Source organism: Gorillibacterium sp. sgz306347, assembly GCF_059735245.1.
Window position 1 is genome coordinate 39,282 of the sequence record NZ_JCAPET010000012.1, and the last position, 17,633, is coordinate 56,914.

Here is a 17,633-nt window from a genome sequence, read left to right on the forward strand (position 1 = left end):
ACAGCGATGAAAGAGTCGTTATGGAGCAAAATAAAGCCCGCAAAAACGGCCATTGGCATGGAGCTGACCGATACCCAGGTCAAGCTTTGCGAGCTGGCGGCGGAGCCCGGAAACCGGATCCGCGTTGTTCAGGCGGCGGCGGAGACGCTGCCGCCCGGCACGATAAACGATGGGCGCGTGGAAAACCCGGCCGCGCTGGAGGCGGCGCTCCGGGATCTGCTTGCCGCTTACAAATGGACGAGCCGCCGGGTGCATCTGGCAATCCCCAGCCAAACCGTGCTGGTCAAAATCATCAAGCTTCCGGACGTTCCGGACAAGCAGCTCGACAAGCTGGTCCGCTATGAGCTGACCCACCAGGTGAGCCTGCCGTTCGAACGGCCTCATTACTCTTATACGCGGATTCCTCCTGCTTCCGCGGCTCCGGCCCGCAGGGCGGCCGGTGCGGCGGGAGGGTTGGCCGAGGGCCGGGAGGCCGCCCGGGAAGCGGCCGCCGCCGCCGACGGGGGAGACGAAGGGCTGGGTGAGGTGCTTGTCGCCGCGGCCCCTGCGGAAATGCTGGAAGAGTATGTCCGCCTGTTCCAAAACCTGAAGCTTCGTCCGGTCAGCTTCGAGATCAAGGCGTTCTCGCTGCTTCGGCTGCAGCAGCGCTGCCTGCCGCTCGAAGCGTCTTCCTGGGTAATGATCGACGTCAACGAGACAAACTGCGATATTACCATCGTGGACCGGGGTGTCTTTCGCATCACCCGAAACGTTGACGTCCGCTTTGGGCCGGGATTGACCGAAGAAGAGACCTTTACGGGAACGTCCAGCTATTCCCTGGGCGCCTTTAATCCGGAGCAGGCGTTTGAAGCCGCCTGCCAGGACATCGTCTCCGAATTTGAGCGGCTGACGAATTTCTACCGGTATTCGCTGGAGCATCGCAACACGGAGCTGTCCCTCATTGTCCTCGCGGGAAGCCTGGACCGGATGGACAGGCTGGCGGAGTATTTGACGGAGCAGACCGGCCAAAAGGTCCTTTCCGTCAACGCCGGATCGGACGGATTGACGGGCGCGGCGCTGCCCGGCGGCCTGGCGGCCTTTGCCGTTCCGGTTGGCCTTGCGCTCAGGGGGGATGAAGCATGAAGCCGATCAATCTGCTGCCGCGCGTCCCTTTTCTGGTCCGCCGCCGCGATTTTGTGCTCCTGCTGGCGGCGGCGCTCGGCGTGCTGCTGCTGGCAGGCCAGTTCCTCGGTTCTCATCTGGCGATGGTAAACCGTGCCGCCGCGGAAGCCGAGCTGCAGCACGCAATGGCGGACGTCCGGGACTGGACCCGGAAAACAACCATGGACGACCGGACCTCCCTTTACCAGCAAGGTATCGCCCTGCTGGAGCGGATCAAAGAGGAACGGCCCGATTGGGTGCCGGTCATCCGGACGGTGCTTGATGCCTTATCGGCGCGTGGGCAATTGGGCGATCTGGAGCTTTCCGGCGGGCGGGTGCTCACCGTGAACGCCGTTGTCCGCACACGCGACCAGCTGACCGACGTCATTGCCGAGCTGGAAAAGGTGCCGGCCTTTCGGGATATGACCCTCACGGTAACCGAGCATAAGGTGCTGCGGGAGCAAAGCGAAGCGGACGCTTTGTCCGCCGGCGGCGCATTCGGACAAGGCGGGCTGGAAATTTATACGCTGCAGCTGGAGATTCGACTGCCGTCCGATACGGCTGCCGCCGGAACGGAGGAACCGTCATGAACGTGCCGACAGGCAGAGGAATTTACCGCCGGGAATATAATAAAGCCGCCGTATTGACCGCTTCCGTCATCATGGCGGTTGTGCTGGCCAATGCGCTGGTTTTCATCTTTTATCTGCTTCCGGCCTGGAAGGATGCGCGGGAAACCGGGGATCAGCTAGCCGCCCGGCGCACAGAGCTTGCGGCCCTGCAAGCTTTGCCGCTGGTGGAGCAGGCAAAGGATGACGAGGTCGCCCGCTTGCTCGCTGCGCTGCCGGTGCGGCCGGAGCTTGCGGACATCGCGTCCGTGGTCGGCCGGACGGCCGACGAAGCCGGCGTGGTGCTGGGCAAGCTTAGCCAGGCGCCGGCAGATGCCGCGGCCGGAGGGAGCGCCGGGGCCGCCCCTGCCGCTCCGGCGGACGGGAGCGACCCGGGCGGTACGCCAGGGGAAGGGCAGTCCAACACTGCAGCCGATGCCGTGCCCGCGGCCGGCGGGGCCGGGCTGCAAGCCTATACGTTCAGCGCCGTGCTGTACGGAGATCTGGAGTCGCTTCTTGCTTATACGGATGCGATGAGCGGAACGGACCGGCTGTTTGCCGTGGATACGGTCTCCCTCCGTGAGATGGACACAGCCGCAACCGCCGATGCGTCCGCCCTGCTCCAGCGTCTGCCGCAGTGGCGGAACGGCGCCCCGGCGTATTCCCTCACCCTCGGGTTCCGTGCTTACGCGCTTCCGCCGGGGTTTGAAGCCGGTTTGTCGGCGGATGGATCATAAGATAACCAATTATTGTTTATTTTCCTTTTTCAGAAAATATTATGACAAAAATTCGACAAATCCCTTCAAAAAGAGGGCCAAAAGTCCGATACTTAGGTAGTGCCGCATCAAACGGCAGGCCCGAACGGGCGGATAGGGGAGAACAGCGATGAATGGCAAACCCAACTGGCTGCAAGCGCTGAAAAAAATAAGCGAAACGGAGACCGACCGCCCCCGGCCTTCCCTTTTTCACGGTTCCGGCTCCGGCGCTCCCGACAGCATTCACCAAGGCTTTGACGCGGATATGAAAGCCCGCCTTCAACTGATAACCCTGACGGAAGAGGACATGGAGGTGCTTCGGATCGTACGCCCGATCCTCGAAGCCCATTTGGACGAACTGGTGGACGATTACTACGATGCGCTTTCCTCCATCCCGAAAATGAACGAAATCATTTACCGTCACAGTACGGTCGACCGGCTGAAGGGAACGATGCGCCAGCATCTGCTTGAAATTATGGAAGGCCGGATTGACGAAGCCTTTATTCAAAAGCGGCTACGCATCGCCATGGTCCACAACCGCATCGGGCTGGAATCCAAATGGTATATGGCCGCTTTTCAGAAGCTGCAAAATTCGTTTCTCGACCTCCTGAACGCGGAACTGGCGAACCCGGAGGACAGCAGGAGGGCAAGCCGGACCATCGGCAAAATGTTCAACTTCGAGCAGCAGATTGTGTTGGATGCTTACGAACTTGAGCATCTCCGCGAGCGGGAGCAGCAGTACGAGAAAGTCAAGGAAGAACTGAAAAGCAAGCTTTCCCTCATCAGCACCGAGTTGGCGGCTTTGACCGAAGAAACGAGCGCTTCGGTGCAGGAGTTGGTGAGCACCAGCGTGGAAGTAAACCGGTCGCTGGCGGACAGCGTCTCCCAGTCCAAGGATACCCGCCGGCTGGCGGAAGACGGACAGGAAGGGCTGCGTGCGCTTGGCGGGCGGGTTGCCTCGATCCGCGAGAGCGCGGACCATATGGAGGGCACAGTCCGGCAGCTCGACAAGTCGTCCGGGCAGATCCAGTCGATCATCCTGATCGTCCGCGACATTGCCGAGCAAACCAAGCTGCTGGCCCTGAACGCTTCCATTGAAGCGGCGCGGGCGGGCGAGCACGGCCGCGGCTTCGCCGTGGTGGCCGGAGAAGTCCAGAAGCTCGCCGGGGATACCCGCCAGGCGGTCGCCCAAATCAGCGGGCTCGTGTCGGAAACGGCCAAGTACACCGGCAGCGTAGTGGAGGCCATCACCCGAACGAGGACAATGGTGGAATCGGGCGAAGAGGAGTCCTCCCGGGCGGAAGGAGTTTTCGCCGACATCGTGGCCTCGATGGAAAACAGCCTTCGTTCGGCGGACCGGGTGAAGCGGGACATGGAAACGCTCGTCGGCATCATTGACGAGATCGGACAGGCCTCTTACCGGGTGGCGACTTCGGCGGAAAGCCTGAACGCCACTACGCTGGAGTTGTGAAGAAAATCATTCCAAAATGCCTTTCATAGCGGCAAAAACCGAATAGAAAAGAAGGCTTTTTATGAAAAGTCTTTAAAAAGGGAAGAGCGGCGGCTCTTCTCTTTTTTGCGCGGGAAAAGGGATCAATCGCATATATGTGATTTAATTCACATCAGAAGGAGGGGTTCTTTTTCTATACTGGAGAAGGCCAAAACGAACACATGGAGATGAAGAGAAATGTTCACCGAATCAAATGAACACATGGTCGAGTATGCGCTCAAAAAGAAAAAGCTTCTCGACTCCCATCCGTTTCGCTATTTGATATCCTCCGGGCTTGCGGGCGCCTATGTCGGCATCGCCGTGGTGCTGATGTTTTCCGTTTCAGCACCGCTTTATGCCGTGCATTCCCCGTTTACGGCGCTGATCATGGGCCTTTCCTTCGGCATCGCCCTGACCCTGGTCGTGTTTGCGGGCGCGGAGCTGTTTACGGGCAACAACATGGCGTTTGCCATCAGCAGCTATTCGGGCGCAACTTCCCTTAAAGATACATTGAAGAACTGGTCCTGGTGCTGGATTGGAAACTTTATCGGGGCGTTTATTTTTGCCGCTCTGGTGTTCGGTGCCGGTATTTTCAAAGGCATCCCGGCGGAGCACCAATTGATGGTGCTGGCTCACAAAAAAATGTCGCTTCCTTACAGCGAACTCTTTTTCCGCGGCATCCTTTGCAACTGGCTGGTTTGCCTCGCCATCTGGACGTCGCACCGCGCCAAAAGCGAAAGCGGCAAGCTGATTCTCATTTTCTGGTGCCTGTTCGCCTTCATCTCGTCCGGCTTTGAACACAGCATTGCCAACATGACCACGCTGTCGCTCGCTCTCATGCTCGATCACCCGGCCGACATTACGCTGGCGGGCATGTTCCACAACCTGATCCCGGTTACGCTGGGCAACATCGTCGGCGGCGGGCTGTTCGTGGGGACCGCTTACTGGCTCATTTCGCCGCTCGCCAACAAACGGCGCAGCAAAAACGCGGCTTCGGCCGCTCCGGAAGCCGATGTGGCGGTCAAACACGCTTAATGAGGCTTGGCCCCGGGAATTCCGGTTTTTCAGAGAACCGTCTTGACGAATCGGGGAGTGTTCCCCTATGATGGATTCACCTTGAACAGGCGATGGAGTTCGCCTTAACCGCCGAACGGCTGATGACTCCTACCAGGGAACCTTTTCACTGGTAGGGGTCTGTTTGTTTTTTGGAGAAGCTAACGGGGAAAGAAAGGTTTGTGATGGCATGGACAGGCTTCGGGCGGCAGTGACGCATTATACGGAACGCTGGGCACCGTTTGGGATTGTTGCGGTTTTGTGCAAATGGATCGTATTGGGCGGTTTAACGGGGGTTCTTGCCGGATCGGCGTCGGCCTTGTTCCTGACTGGACTCGATTACGTGACGGGCCTTCGGGAGGGGAACCCCTGGCTTCTGTTTTTCCTGCCGGCCGGCGGTGCGCTGGTCAGCTTCTTGTATTGGAAGATCGGCGGGAACAGTGCAAAAGGCAACAATCTGATTCTGGAACAGATTCATGAGCGAAAAGAGGGCGTTCCTCTCCTTATGGCGCCGCTCGTGCTGTTCGGGACGCTGGTGACCCACTTGTTCGGCGGTTCGGCCGGCCGGGAGGGAACAGCCGTGCAGATGGGCGGCAGCCTGTCCGAGTGGCTTGGCCGCGTGCTGAAGGTGGATGAAGCAGACAAACGGCTCCTGCTCATTTGCGGCATCAGCGGGGGCTTCGGCTCGATCTTCGGCACCCCGCTGGCCGGAACGGTGTTCGGCCTCGAAGTGCTCGCCATCGGCCTGCTTTCGTACGAGGCGCTGATCCCCGCCTTTGTCGCCGCCTTTGTCGGCCATGTGGTGACGGGCTCGGTCTGGAAGGTGCATCACCTCCATTATTACATGGGCGAAGTGCCCGCGATGGCCTTTGGGGTGCTGGCCAAGGTTTTGCTGGCCGCGGCGCTGTTCGGGCTGGTCAGCCGGCTGTTCAGCGAGCTGACGCATTTTCTCAAGGCCTGGTTTGCACGCCGGGTTCCGAACCCGATGCTCAAAAGCGCCGCGGGCGGCTTGCTGATCATCGCCCTGGTCTATCTGATCGGCAGCCGGGATTACCTCGGGCTCGGCATTTCGCTCATTCAGGATTCTTTTCGCGAGGAGGCTTCGCCGTTTGCGTTTTTGGGAAAGCTGCTGTTCACTTCGGTGACGCTTGGAACGGGCTTTCAGGGAGGCGAGGTGACGCCTCTCTTCGCCATCGGCTCCACGCTGGGCAGCGGCTTGTCCGGCTTTCTCGGGCTTCCGGTCGCCTTTTTGGCCGCGCTCGGGTTCATCGCCGTATTCTGCGGCGCGGTCAATACGCCGCTGGCTTGTTTTATTATGGGCATTGAACTTTTTGGGGCGGACGGGGCGGTATACCTATTTCTTGTTTGCCTGGTCAGCTACCTGTTTTCCGGCCACACGGGCATCTATGCGTCCCAAAGGATCTCTTTGCCGAAGTGGCCCTTGGTTCGGGTGACCGAAGGCACCACTTTGGCCGCGTTCAAAGTAGCGAAGCGAGCGGGTAAGCGAGCCGAGCAAGTGAAGCGAGCAGGCAAGCGAGCGGGGCAAGCGGAGCGGGCGCGGGCGCGGGTGGACGAGCCGAGTGAGTGAAGCGAGCAGGTAAGCGAGCAGGCAAGCGAGCGGGCAGGCGGAGCAGGCGCGGGCGCGGGCGGACGAGCCGAGTGAGGAGCGCGACGACTGTTCGTAAAGCGCCGAAGTAACGCGAGAGAAGGTGGGGCGGCGCGGTTCCGCCAGTCGAACACACCCCTTAATGGCGCAGCTTCTGTCACGATTAAGAAAGGATTCTTGGCTGCGTTTCCGAAACGGAGAACAGTTTAGGCCATTAGTGAGGTCACGCTCCGGGCAGGTACACATTCGAAGCGACCCGCATAATCCTGCAAAAATGCAGCATTATTTGGAGCATCCGTTCATATTTACGAAAATGCTGCGAATATGCATGATTTTTTCGAAGTTTGAAGCCGGAATTCCTCCAAGAGGCTGAGAATGATGCAGAAACGCAGCATTATCCGCCGTACTCCACCTTGTGGGCATCGAAATGATGCATATTTGCAGCAATCCTCCCTTCACCGGCTCGGTCGTGCTTGGCAAGGAGGGAGAGAGAGGTCTGATCGGTGTTGAGCCTTTCGACCAAACGCCGTCCTTTTTCTACGCTTGCTCTTTCCCTAGACACAAACCTGAAGACCAGCAGTCTGAAACAAGCTAAAGCAATAGAGGACATAGGCACAAACACGCGCGACTGAGCGGACAGAAAGCCAAACGTGGCAGAGTGGGCAAAAATAGCGACAGAGCTAAACAAACGATAGACGGGTAGAGCACAAACACGCGGTAGAGCGGACATAGAGCCAAACGTGGCAGGTTGGGCATAGGCACAAACAGCGACGGAGCTAACTAGCAGAGCGCACATTGGCTTCAAATATACCGCGTAGCAAAACACAGAGCCAAACGTGGCAGAGCGAGCAGAAAGCAAGGTGGGCGCAGAGTATAGCATGCGTAGCGGACCAAACGTAGTAGAACGAGCGAAGAGCAAACGTATGGCAGAGCAAGCAGAAAGCCAACATGCGGCAGGCGGACCAAACGTAGTAGAACGAGCGAAGAGCAAACGTATGGCATAGCAAGCAGAAAGCCAACATGCGGCAGGCGAACGGAGAGCAAACACGCGACAGAGTGGCCATAAAGTTAAATATGCCAAGGGGAGAATGTAAGCTCGCACTAAGTGTGCATTCAAGCGTTCGCATATGCGCAGATTGGGCCGATTCCCGCGCATGGGCAGGGCCGCAGCTCTGCGGGCGGTGCAAGCGGCCGAAAAAGCGGACCGGACAGCGGGGCGATGTACCCAATTGTTAGCCACAATTGGAGGCACAGCCCTGTTGCCCGGTCCGCATTCTTTGTACCTGTTTTCACATGGGGCCCCGATTGAAATGCCGGACGCGAACGCGCTGCCCAACCCAATAATATGGGGAGCGCTTTCGTCAAACCCGGCAGATGTCGTGGGGGCAAGACTCGCAGTGGCAAATGCCCTGGAGGAACACTTCGTCTTTGATCACAATATAACCGTTGTCGTAATCGACGGCGTTTTTCTTGCGCAAATCGTTCAGCATGCGGTTGACGCTTTCTCGGGTGGCGCCGATCATGTCGGACAGCTCCGAGTGGGTCATCTTTTTCGTGATGAGCACGGTGTTGTCATCCAATCTCCGCCCGTAGGTGTGCGAAAGCCGGAGCAGGGTGGAGCAAAGCGCGCCCGGTTTTCCGTACATGACCATGTCGCGGAATTTCGTTTGGGTGACGCGGTGGGTCATGCCCATCCATTTCATGAAGTCGATCGCAAGCTCCCCGTGCTGCCAGATGAGGATTTCCAGGTCGCTCTGCTGCAGGGTTCCGACCGTGCAGTCCTCCAGCGCCGTCGCGCTGAATGCCTGGCGGGAGTTGTGGAACGGGTCGATCTGACCGAGCATGTCGCCGGCTTGATGCATATACAGAATAAGTTCTTTACCTTCGTCGGTGGATTTGGTTATCTTCACCCGACCGCTCCGCAAGTAAAAAAGTTTGTCTGCGGCATCGCCTTCCCAGTACAGGTGCGAGCCGGCCGGAAATTTCTGTTCATACATAATTTCCTTGAGGATATTAAGGTTATCTTCCGAGAACACGGAGGTATTACCCGGCAGAACCTGCTCAAGGCTCATCGGAATATCTGTCAATGGATTTTTCCTCCTAATAAGGCCATTATCCAATAGTATATCCCATTCGCAACCTATTCTTGTGTGACGAATATCATTGACGTTATCTATTTTTTGAGGGAAGTTTCTTGTGATTTAATTTACAGAATAAAGAATCTTTATCAGGGATAATGAGGATAATTCAGGGAAGGATGAAGGAAAGAAAGGAGGAATCTCCGATGCTATCCGGGGTTATTTTGACCGAAGCACAGGGCTTCAAGCCAACAGGCACAAGCGCTCGGGCGCTGCTTCCGTTTTGCGGCGAAATTCTTGTGCAGCGACAGGTGCGCATGATGAAGAGCATTTGCCGCGAAGTCATCATCGTCACGAATGAGCCCAAAGCGTATCTGCCAATTCTCGGCAACACCGTGCGAATCATCACGAACCGCCATCCGGGAAAAGGGCAACTGGGGGCGATGCATGCCGCCTTGTCGCTCAGCACCTCGGAACGGCTGTGGGTGGTCGGCGGCGACATGCCGTTTCTGTCCGCAAAAGCGGCCAAATTGATGAACGACTTATTGACGGCGGAGACGGACGCGATCATTCCCCGATTCGGCGAAGAACGATATCCTCTCCACGGCGTTTACCATAAGCAATGCGTCCGGCAAGTGGGGCGGGCCATTGAAAGAGGCGTTTCCGATCTCGGCGATGTGCTGAATGAGTGGATGCTCGGCATGCCGGATGAGACCTTTTTCCGAAATCAGGGGCTTGAGACTCATTTTGTAACCAGCATCAACACCACCGAAACGTATCACCAGGCGATGCAGCTCAATTACTCCTTGCAGTATGCCGGCGGCGGTCACATGCGAATTGTATGATATCGCTCACAAACCCTTTCAAAATTGTCCCGCTTCCCGCAAGGGAAGCTTTTCTTTTGTTTGTTGCGACATTTGTCATAATTAGCTGTTAACATCTACCGGATCATGATGTACTATTGACTTGAGGTCTTCGTAAATCTGTGTTTTTTGGGTAAAAACCTTATAATTGTGCAAGTATTTGGCCCATCGCGATAAACTTTTCATTATTTTCAGAAAAGTGTGATGTAAGTCACTTGTGATTATTTGCACAAAGTCTTATAATAAGGCTGTAAGCCAAACACAGAACGGAGGCACTCGGATATGGCAGTGGACGAACAGAAAGTGTTGAAAGAGAAAAATCCGGTTCAAGACGAAATCAACCGTTTGGTTGAGAAAGCAAAGAAGGCGCAAGATGCCTTCATGTCAATGAATCAGGAGCAGATCGACAAGATTGTCCAAGAAATGGCCCTTGCCGGACTTGACCAGCACATGTACCTCGCCAAGCTTGCAGTGGAAGAAACGGGTCGCGGTGTTTACGAAGATAAAATCACCAAGAACATCTTCTCGACGGAGTACATTTATCACAGCATCAAGTACGACAAGACGGTTGGCGTCATCGAAGAAAATCCATATGAGAACTATCAGAAGATTGCCGAGCCCGTAGGTGTCGTTATGGGGATCACGCCGGTTACCAACCCCACGTCTACGACCATGTTCAAGGCGCTGATTTCCATTAAGACGCGGAACCCGATCATCTTCGGCTTCCACCCTTCGGCTCAAAAGTGCAGCTCGGAAGCTGCCCGCATCCTGTACGAAGCCGCTGTGAAACACGGCGCTCCGGAAGGCTGTATCCAATGGATCGAGCATCCTTCGATGGACGCGACCAACGCCCTGATGAATCACCCCGGCATCGCCCTGATTCTGGCGACCGGCGGATCGGGTATGGTAAAGGCCGCTTACAGCTGCGGCAAACCGGCTCTCGGCGTAGGCCCCGGTAACGTTCCTTGCTTTATCGAGCAATCGGCGGTGCTGGAGCAGGCCGTGAACGACCTTATCCTTTCCAAGACCTTTGACAACGGAATGATTTGCGCTTCGGAACAATCCGTCATTATTGAAGAACCGGTCTATGAGCAAGTAAAACGCCTCATGAGCTCGCAAGGCTGCTACTTCCTGAACAAGGACGAAGTCGCCCAACTGACGAAGATGGCCATGAACGTTGATAAATGCGCCGTGAACCCGGTTATCGTCGGTCAATCGGCCGTCAAAATCGCCGAAATGGCCGGCCTGAAGGTTCCGGCAGACACGAAGATCCTGGTTGCCGAGCTGGGCGGAGTAGGAACGAAGTTCCCGCTGTCCGCTGAAAAGCTCAGCCCGATTCTCGCGGCTTACAAAGTCAAGAACGCGCAGGAAGGGATCGACCGCGCCGCTCAAATCGTCGCCTTCGGCGGCATGGGGCACTCCTCGGTCATCCACTCCAACAATGACGAAGTCATTCAAGCGTTCTCCGACCGCCTGCAAACCGGCCGGATCATCGTCAACTCGCCTTCGACGCAAGGCGCGATCGGCGACATTTACAACACGAACCTGCCGTCCCTCACGCTGGGCTGCGGATCTTACGGCCGCAACGCCACGTCGTCCAACGTCACGGCGGTCAACCTGATCAACGTGAAACGCGTCGCTTTCCGGACGGTGAACATGCAATGGTTCAAGGTTCCCTCCAAGATCTACTTTGAAAAAGGCGCTACCCAATACCTGGCGAAAATGCCCGACATCAGCCGCGTTTTCATCGTTACCGACCCGGTTATGGTGAAGCTCGGATACGTCGAGAAGGTAGAGCATTACCTGCGCAAACGCCAAACGCCTTGCTTCATTGAAGTGTTCTCGGATGTCGAACCCGATCCGTCCACCACGACCGTGGAACGCGGAACCGCTATGATGGCAAACTTCAAGCCGGACTGCATCATCGCGCTCGGCGGCGGTTCGCCGATGGACGCCGCAAAAGCCATGTGGCTGTTCTACGAATACCCGGACACGGACTTCAACGGATTGAAACAGAAATTCATGGACATCCGCAAGCGGATCTACAAATACCCTCGCCTCGGACAAAAAGCAAAATTTGTCGCGATCCCGACTACTTCGGGCACCGGTTCGGAAGTGACCTCCTTCTCGGTCATCACCGACAAGACGCAGGGCAACACCAAGTATCCGCTGGCTGACTACGAGCTGACCCCGGACGTAGCGATTGTCGATCCGGAATTCGTCTACTCGCTGCCCAAAGTTGCGGTTGCCGACACCGGTCTGGACGTTTTGACCCACGCGATCGAAGCTTATGTTTCGACGATGGCCAACGACTATACCGACGGTTTGGCTCTCAAAGCCATCCAGCTCGTCTTCGAAAACCTGGAGAAATCGTACGCGACTGCCGATAAAGACGCCCGCGAGCACATGCACAACGCCTCCACCATGGCCGGCATGGCGTTCGCCAACTCGTTCCTCGGCATCAACCACAGCCTTGCGCACAAATGGGGCGCCGAGTTCCACACGTCCCACGGACGCACGAATGCGATCCTGATGCCGCACGTCATCAAGTACAACGCGCAGAAGCCGACGAAGTTTGCGTCGTTCCCGAAATACACGCACTTCATCGCCGACAAGCGTTATGCCGAAATCGCCCGTTTCCTCGGCCTTCCGGCCAAGACGACGGAAGAAGGCGTAAACAGCCTGATCCAAGCGATTCGCGAGCTGTCGAAGAAGCTGGGTGTCGAGGAGTCCTTCCAAGCGCTCGGCATCAATGCCAAAGAGTTTGAAGCCCGCGTCGACTACCTGGCCGACCGCGCTTTCGAAGATCAATGCACCACTGCCAATCCGAGAATGCCGCTCGTCACCGAGCTGGCGGAAATTTACCGCAACGCGTTTTACGGAAAATTCTGATTCACCGGCCAGCATTTGGTGAAGAAAGAATAAAGTAACCCGATAAGAAGAAGCGAGGAAGAGCAAGCAGGGATCCCCCGCCGGCCTTCCTTCTTCTTTTCCAACCCTGCTACAGGGAAATTTTTTGGAGGTGTAGGAACCATGTCTATTCAGGAAAAAGATGTCATGCTTTCGGGTAAGAGCGCCTGGCGCGGCTTCTTGAAGGGGAAATGGATGAAGGCCGTCGACGTTCGGGACTTCATCGAAATGAACATCACGCCTTACCATGGCAACGAATCGTTCCTGGCCGGACCGACCGAGAACACAAAAGCCCTGTGGGATGAAATTTCCGTTCTGAACAAAAAAGAACGCGAAGCAGGCGGCGTCCTTGACGTGGATGTCAAGAATCCGTCGAACATTCTGTCCCACGGCCCGGGCTATATCGATAAAGAAAGAGAACAAATCGTCGGCCTGCAAACCGACGAGCCGTTCAAGCGTTCCATCCAGCCGTTCGGCGGCATCCGGATGGTCATCGATTCCTGCAAAGCATACGGCTTCGAGCTTCCGCAAGAAATCGTCGACATTTTCACGAATATCCGCAAAACGCACAACCAAGGCGTATTTGATGCTTACACCGACGATATGAGAGCCGCCCGCAAAGCCGGCATCATCACCGGTCTCCCGGATGCTTACGGCCGCGGCCGGATCATCGGCGACTACCGCCGCGTTGCGCTGTACGGCACGGACTTCCTGATCAACGAGAAAAAGAAAGACCTCAAGCTGCTGGAAGTCGGCTCGATGTCGGAAGACATCATCCGCCAACGCGAGGAAATCTCCGAGCAAATCCGCGCCCTGAACGAACTGAAGCAAATGGGCAAGCTGTACGGCTACGACATTTCCCAGCCGTCCAAAACGGCGAAAGAAGCGACCCAAGCCGTTTACTTCGGCTACCTGGCCGCGATCAAAGAACAAAACGGCGCGGCGATGAGCCTTGGCCGCGTGTCGTCCTTCCTTGACATCTACGTTCAACGCGACCTGGACGAAGGAACGATCACCGAGTCCGAAGCGCAGGAAATCGCCGACCACTTCGTGATGAAGCTGCGGATCGTCAAATTCCTGCGTACGCCGGAATACAACGAGCTGTTCAGCGGCGACCCGACGTGGGTAACGGAATCCATCGGGGGCATGTCCCTGAACGGCGAAACCCGCGTAACCAAAAACTCGTTCCGTTTCCTGCACACCCTGTACAACCTGGGTCCGGCACCGGAACCGAACCTGACTGTGCTCTGGTCGAACCAGCTGCCGGAAGCGTTCAAGCAATACTGCGCGAAGGTTTCGATTGAGACGTCCTCGATCCAATACGAGAACGACGACCTGATGCGCGGCTTCTACGGCGACGACTACGCCATTGCCTGCTGCGTATCCGCTATGCGGGTCGGCAAGCAAATGCAATTCTTCGGCGCCCGCGCCAACCTGGCCAAAACGCTGCTTTACGCGATCAACGGCGGCGTGGACGAAAAGCTGCAAATGCAAGTCGGACCGAACTTCCAGCCGATCACTTCCGAAGTGCTCGATTACAACGAAGTGATGGAAAAATACAAAGCGATGATGGAATGGCTGGCCGGCCTGTACGTGAACACCCTGAACATCATCCACTATATGCATGACAAGTACAGCTACGAACGGATCGAGTTTGCGCTGCACGACAAGGAAATCCTGCGTACGATGGCGACCGGTATCGCCGGCCTTTCCGTAGCGGCTGACTCCCTGTCCGCAATCAAGCACGCCAAAGTCCGCCCGATCCGGAATGAAAAAGGCATCGCCGTCGACTTCGAAATCGAAGGCGAATACCCGCAATACGGCAACAACGACCCGCGCGTTGACGAAATCGCCGTCGAGCTGGTGGAAACGTTCATGAACATGATCCGCAAGCACCCGACGTACCGGAATGCGCTTCACACGATGTCCGTTCTGACCATTACCTCCAACGTGGTATACGGCAAGAAAACGGGCACGACGCCGGACGGCCGCAAAGCCGGCGAACCGTTCGCACCGGGCGCAAACCCGATGCACGGACGCGACAAGAAGGGCGCCCTGGCTTCCCTCGAATCCGTTGCGAAGCTGCCTTACGAGCACAGCATGGACGGCATCTCCAACACCTTCTCGATCGTGCCGAAGGCGCTGGGCAAAGACCTGGATTCCCGCAAAGAAAATCTGGCTTCCATGCTGGACGGCTACATGGCCAGCAACGGGCACCATTTGAACGTCAACGTGTTCGACCGCGAGCAGCTTCTGGACGCCATGGAGCATCCGGAAAACTACCCGCAGCTGACCATCCGCGTTTCGGGTTATGCGGTTAACTTCATCAAACTGACCCGCGAACAACAGCTGGACGTTATCAACCGTACGTTCCACCGTTCGATGTAAGAAAGTTCTGGTTAAATAATAAAATGGGCCCCTGTAAAGGCGGGTTTTACCCCGAGGCTTTCGGGGGCCTTTCTCTCGCGCACAGCGCCCGGAAGGAGACGTGATGACGATGCAAGGCCGCATTCACTCTGTAGAAACCTTTGGCACCGTAGACGGGCCCGGCATTCGCTTCGTGTTGTTCATGCAGGGATGCGCGCTTCAGTGCCAATACTGCCACAACCCGGATACCTGGGAAATGAAGGGCGGAAGGGCCGTAACCGTGGAAGAAATGATAGGGGAGATTGAGCCCTATCTGGGATATTATCGCCGGTCCAAGGGAGGCCTCACCGTCACGGGCGGCGAGCCGACCCTGCAGGCCCGTTTTGTCGAGGATTTGTTCCGCGAAGCGAAAAAGCGTTGGGGGCTTCACACGACCTTGGACTCCAACGGCTTCTGCGAACCGGATCATGTCCAAGGTTTGATGGAAGTGACCGACCTGGTGCTGCTGGACCTCAAGCACATCGACCGCGACAAGCACATCGCCCTCACGGCTCAGCCGAACGACCGCATGCTGCGGTTCGCCCGCTTTTTGTCGGATATCGGCAAAAAGGTCTGGATTCGTCACGTGTTTATCCCGGGGATCAACGACGACGAAGAGGATCTGCTGAACCTCGGCCGCTTCATCGGGTCGCTGAACAATGTGGAGAAGCTGGAACTGCTGCCGTATCATACGATGGGCATTTACAAGTGGGAGCAAATGGGCAAGGCTTACCCGGGGGCGGACTTCCGTTCGCCGACGGATGAGGAAGTGGAACGAGCCAACCGGCTGATCGAGCAGGGCATTGCGGAAGGCAAGGCCGGAAAGCAGGCGCCGTCCGCGATTGCCGCGGGAGCGGGCGTCCGCGTGCCGGAAGCCGCAGCCGCACCGGCCGAGGAAGCCGCCGAACCGTCGGTGGAAGTGAACGCCGCCGCGTTCGAGGGCAACCGCGCCACACACCGCTGAGCCGCCGCGTTCGAAACGGGCCCGCAAACGCTCCGAACAGCCGAAGCCATGCCGGTTCATGGCTTCCCGATGTTCGGGCAGACGCGCAATTCAGCCGAACCACGCAGGCAGCCGATTCAGCGGCGCGGCCGGTTCGGACAAGCCTTAACGATAAAACCGCCAATCGGAGCACGATGCTCCGGTTGGCGGTTTTTTTGTTGAAGCGGCAGATCGTACGGCAGTGCGTGATTCGAGACGGTCCGCGCAAGGCAACCCTCCCGGCCGCTTCACTCTGGCGACGCTTCAAACGCCAGTCGCTTCAGTCAGTCCGGCGCTTAAGCAGCAGCCGCTTCCTACTGGCGGAGCGCTTAAGCGGCAGCCGCGTCGGCTTGGCCGCGCCCGCGCCAGCGTTCGAAAAGCGACACGGCCAGGTAGGACACATACAGGATTAGGATCGGCATCAAGGGATACCCGTACCGTGAGAAGGTCACAAACGGCAGGTAGACCGCCGAGAAATAACCGAAGACGAGAAACAGGGGCAGGAGAGCCTTGAACCGCTTGCGGAAAAGGGACAGCACGAAGCCGGCCAGTCCGCCGAAGAACAGCACTAGCTGCCAGATTTTCAGCGGCGCCTTGGCTATGCCCAAAATCGGCTTCCAATAGAACGGTTCGTTGAACAGCAGATAAAACTTCTCCCACGTGTACCAGGACAGATAGCGAAGCGGTTCTTCGGTGAAGCCGTACCGGATGATCCGTTTGCCGGCCTTCAGATCCTCGGCGTCGCTTCCTTTAAATAACCCGCCGTTTTCTTCTTTGTATTCCGGGTATAATTCATAAAATTTAGCCGACGGAGCTCCGTAATACATCAGCGCGCCGAGAAGCAGCGGATTTCCCGCGGACTTGGTCAGCAGAATGGGCTCGTCAAACGTCACCGCGTTGCGGATCCACCACGGCGAGAGCAGGACGCAAAAGGTGACCGCCAGCACGGCCGCGCTCCGGAGCATCTCCTTCCAGGAGTAGCGGGCCGCCAGCCAGAGAAAAAACAGCACCGCCGGAAAGAGGGCGCTTTGCGGCTTGAAGTAGGTGGCCGCCGCCCAGCAGATGCCCACAGCCACGTAGGCCAAAGCCCTGCGGCTCTCAACCGCCCGAATGGAGAACAGGAGGAGTAGGAGCAGGACAAATTTGAAAATCGTCTCGGTGAGCACAACGCCGGAAGCGTAATAGTCCGGTATGTAAAATGCCGAAAGAACGGCCGCCGTCAAAGCGATCCGGCGGTTTTTGAACAGCTGGCGGGCGAGCAGAAACACCAGGTAAACCGAGCCGGCCTGCAGCAGGCATTGAAGCAGCCGGAATCCCATCACCGCATCCGCGCGGTCGAGAAAGAGCAGCAAGCCGGATAAAATGACGGGCAAGCCCGGCATGATAAAAGCGGACGGCAGCTGGCCGCTGTTGTAGGCCAGAACGCCTTTCTCCAGCAAAAGCTCGGCGGCGAGCACGTATTTTACATCGTCGTTGTCGTGTTTTTCATACGTGGTCAGCAAAAAATAATCCCCGTAGGCCAGGCAGATGCCGGCGCTGATCAAAAAGACGGCGGCCATCAGCCCAAACAGGATCATGCGGGTGCGTTTCGTTTCGGAACGGACGGAAAACAAGAACGGTACCTCCCCTTTTCTCTTTCTTTTCGTTCAGTATACCATGCTCCTTTCCTTTTCCATACTGCGGGGATTTTGCCAGCGGGCTTCTTTGAAGGGGAGTAGGGCGAAAAGTCTGTTGTCGGAAAAAGGA

12 protein-coding genes and 1 riboswitch are annotated in these 17,633 nt (G+C 57.1%); of the genes, 10 read left to right on the forward strand and 2 right to left on the reverse strand.

Annotated features, from left to right (window positions below):
• The first annotated feature begins 6 nt into the window (after positions 1-6).
• The 6 genes from pilM to AC6I6H_RS08785 all read left to right on the forward strand — a co-directional run bounded on the left by pilM (position 7) and on the right by AC6I6H_RS08785 (position 6,630).
• Positions 7-1,122: a type IV pilus biogenesis protein PilM gene (gene pilM, locus AC6I6H_RS08760; protein WP_497953370.1), complete on the forward strand. Its 1,116-nt coding sequence runs from the start codon at positions 7-9 to the stop codon at positions 1,120-1,122.
• On the forward strand, positions 1,119-1,730 hold the full coding sequence (locus AC6I6H_RS08765) for a hypothetical protein (RefSeq protein ID WP_497953371.1): 612 nt from the start codon (positions 1,119-1,121) through the stop codon (positions 1,728-1,730). Before pilM ends, AC6I6H_RS08765 begins: the two co-directional genes overlap by 4 nt.
• Positions 1,727-2,482, forward strand: a complete 756-nt coding sequence (locus AC6I6H_RS08770) for a hypothetical protein (protein ID WP_497953372.1) — start codon at positions 1,727-1,729, stop codon at positions 2,480-2,482. The genes AC6I6H_RS08765 and AC6I6H_RS08770 overlap by 4 nt, the downstream gene beginning before the upstream one ends.
• 148 nt (positions 2,483-2,630) lie before the next feature.
• A complete protein-coding gene (locus AC6I6H_RS08775) occupies positions 2,631-3,971 on the forward strand; it encodes a protoglobin domain-containing protein (RefSeq protein ID WP_497953373.1) in 1,341 nt (446 codons plus the stop codon).
• Positions 3,972-4,187: 216 nt separating this feature from the next.
• Positions 4,188-5,024, forward strand: coding sequence for a formate/nitrite transporter family protein (locus AC6I6H_RS08780; RefSeq protein ID WP_497953374.1), 837 nt, complete (start codon positions 4,188-4,190; stop codon positions 5,022-5,024).
• A 79-nt stretch (positions 5,025-5,103) separates the two neighbouring features.
• Positions 5,104-5,163: riboswitch (Fluoride riboswitch) on the forward strand.
• Positions 5,164-5,232: 69 nt separating this feature from the next.
• Positions 5,233-6,630, forward strand: coding sequence for a voltage-gated chloride channel family protein (locus AC6I6H_RS08785; RefSeq protein WP_497953375.1), 1,398 nt, complete (start codon positions 5,233-5,235; stop codon positions 6,628-6,630).
• Positions 6,631-8,009: 1,379 nt separating this feature from the next.
• Here AC6I6H_RS08785 and AC6I6H_RS08790 read toward each other — a convergent pair.
• Complete coding sequence (locus tag AC6I6H_RS08790; RefSeq protein WP_497953437.1) at positions 8,010-8,720, reverse strand: Crp/Fnr family transcriptional regulator; 711 nt, start codon at positions 8,718-8,720, stop codon at positions 8,010-8,012.
• A gap of 212 nt (positions 8,721-8,932) precedes the next feature.
• Here AC6I6H_RS08790 and mobA point away from each other — a divergent pair, with 212 nt between their 5' ends.
• The 4 genes from mobA (at position 8,933) to pflA (ending at position 15,869) form a co-directional block, all read left to right on the forward strand.
• Positions 8,933-9,571, forward strand: a complete 639-nt coding sequence (gene mobA / locus AC6I6H_RS08795; RefSeq protein WP_497953376.1) for a molybdenum cofactor guanylyltransferase — start codon at positions 8,933-8,935, stop codon at positions 9,569-9,571.
• Between the two features lie 300 nt (positions 9,572-9,871).
• Positions 9,872-12,481, forward strand: coding sequence for a bifunctional acetaldehyde-CoA/alcohol dehydrogenase (gene adhE / locus AC6I6H_RS08800; protein WP_497953377.1), 2,610 nt, complete (start codon positions 9,872-9,874; stop codon positions 12,479-12,481).
• A 141-nt stretch (positions 12,482-12,622) separates the two neighbouring features.
• Positions 12,623-14,887: a formate C-acetyltransferase gene (gene pflB, locus AC6I6H_RS08805; RefSeq protein ID WP_497953378.1), complete on the forward strand. Its 2,265-nt coding sequence runs from the start codon at positions 12,623-12,625 to the stop codon at positions 14,885-14,887.
• 103 nt (positions 14,888-14,990) lie between these two features.
• Positions 14,991-15,869, forward strand: a complete 879-nt coding sequence (pflA, locus tag AC6I6H_RS08810) for a pyruvate formate-lyase-activating protein (RefSeq protein ID WP_497953379.1) — start codon at positions 14,991-14,993, stop codon at positions 15,867-15,869.
• 347 nt (positions 15,870-16,216) lie between these two features.
• On the opposite strand, the gene AC6I6H_RS08815 is transcribed toward pflA, so the two are convergent.
• Entirely contained in the window at positions 16,217-17,500 is a 1,284-nt protein-coding gene (locus tag AC6I6H_RS08815) for an ArnT family glycosyltransferase (protein ID WP_497953380.1), read from the reverse strand.
• Between the last annotated feature and the right edge of the window lie 133 nt (positions 17,501-17,633).